The following is a 772-nucleotide window of genomic DNA, read 5'->3' on the forward strand; positions in this document are numbered from 1 at the left end:
TTGCGAAATAATTTACCCGTGTCCCGCAACCTAAGTTATTGATAAAATTTGAATTTTACGTTAGTTAGTAGCTGGTTTTTTCGAAAACAGTACACTAGACCTTTGAAATCTTTCTTCAGCAAGGTCAACAGAGGTGTTTTTTCTATTCCTATCTCCGATGAACCTTGAGCTTGCTTCGCGTTACTTATCTCTTGGAATGCAATCGTTTCAGGGATGCTGTTGCGTACCCAAATACCAACCAACACTAAAGCGATGCTGCCAATAAACGGTATTCTCCAACCACCTGCAAGGAGAAACTCTTCTCCTGGCATCGTAAGAAGATATACCGTCAGGGATGAGAGAAGCAGACCCAGGTTCAATCCTAGCGCGGGCCAAGCTCCTTGGCTTCCACGCTTATTCTCATCAGCATGTTCATATGCAGTCACCGCTGCAGCAGCGAGTTCAGCACCGGCACCAAGCCCTTGGAGAATTCGAATCAGCACCAGCAGAATTGGAGCCCAGATGCCCATCGTGGCATAGCCAGGAACCAGGCCGATTGCAGTCGTACAAATGCCCATCAGGCAAAACGTCACCATCAGCATTCGCTTGCGACCGAACTTATCGCCCAAATGCCCGAATATTACGCCACCAAATGGCCGCGCTATGAATCCAATTGCGAACGTTGAAAATGCCATAAGCGTTGCCGTTTGGGGATCACTAGTGTACTGTTTTCGAAATAAGTTACCCATAACCTGCAAGCTAAGCTATTGATAAGATTTGAATTTTCCGTTAG

The 772-nt window shown here is 46.2% G+C and carries 1 pseudogene; it reads right to left on the reverse strand.

Going from position 1 to position 772, the window contains the following annotated elements:
• Positions 1-92 precede the first annotated feature (92 nt).
• Positions 93-698 (reverse strand): annotated as a pseudogene (locus tag DW49_RS0124080) (MFS transporter); the annotation flags it as partial.
• Positions 699-772 lie beyond the last annotated feature (74 nt).

The organism is Pseudomonas avellanae BPIC 631 (genome assembly GCF_000444135.1).
In the GTDB taxonomy this organism is placed as follows: Bacteria; Pseudomonadota; Gammaproteobacteria; order Pseudomonadales; family Pseudomonadaceae; genus Aquipseudomonas; species Aquipseudomonas avellanae.